This is a genomic window from Gluconobacter sp. P1D12_c (assembly GCF_018812105.1).
Taxonomy (GTDB): domain Bacteria; phylum Pseudomonadota; class Alphaproteobacteria; order Acetobacterales; family Acetobacteraceae; genus Gluconobacter; species Gluconobacter oxydans_A.
The window spans coordinates 1-833 of record NZ_JACSIQ010000073.1 but is presented as its reverse complement, the minus strand read 5'-3'; the positions used below and the strand labels follow the sequence as shown (position 1 = coordinate 833).

Here is an 833-nt window from a genome sequence, read left to right as displayed (position 1 = left end):
TTGCACATCATGTGACCCAGCCATGCGGGATGGCTGGGTCACATGATGTGCAATTGGCATCGCGAAACCGGTCATGTCATGAAATGCCGACCGATCGAAGGTTCGGTAGCCATAACGCTTCATCAGGTGGGCCAGATGGGATCGACGGGTTTCGTCACGACGTCCGTAATGGGACCAGAGCCCAGGGGACAGGTCGAGCTGCCGCGCAACAAATGACAGAATGGGAGCCGGTGGTGTTTCACCAGATTCCAGCACCCGTCCCGGCCAGCGCATGTAGAGCATGACCATCGTGAAACCCAATCGGGAGGTTTCTCCGCGGCGGGTTGCGATCAGATCGAAGTCATCCTGGCTGAGTGTAAAATGTCTCGTGATCTCGCGATCATCGACAGAAGGCTCGTAATGTCGGGCGAGAGCTTCACGGGTCAGAAGACGGCGCCGCGCCATGATCGGATGTCTCCTTCATGTGTCCGGAAGGGGATCGTTGGACGGACTGTCCCGGACAAGTGCAACACGTCATGGAATACAGCCGTGTGCTGTGTCTCATAAAGGTGGTACCATATGTTTTGCAGTCATGGGGCCTTATACGTTACACTTTCCCGTATGACACACATAATGATCGGCTATGCCCGCTGCTCGACGGACAAACAGGATCTCGCGGCCCAGCATCCGGAACTGCTCAAACTCGGTGTTTCTGCCGATCGTATTAACACCGCCAAGGGCTTCACAGGCACGAACCGGGAAAGGGCCGGCCTTGACCAGGCACTGGCGGCTGTTCGTAGTGGCGATACTTTGGTCGTACCAAAGCTAGATCGACTGGCCCGCTCTGTCCCTGA

Annotated in this window: 2 protein-coding genes; one reads left to right on the top strand and one right to left on the bottom strand. The window is 56.5% G+C overall.

Annotated features, from left to right (window positions below; all coding sequences use genetic code 11):
- Nucleotides 1–444: DUF4158 domain-containing protein (locus KP705_RS15575; protein ID WP_215764826.1), on the bottom strand; the 444-nt coding region annotated here is incomplete at its 3' end.
- Nucleotides 445–600: 156 nt separating this feature from the next.
- Here KP705_RS15575 and KP705_RS15570 point away from each other — a divergent pair.
- On the top strand, nt 601–833 hold a 233-nt coding region (locus KP705_RS15570; protein ID WP_215764824.1), incomplete at its 3' end, for a recombinase family protein.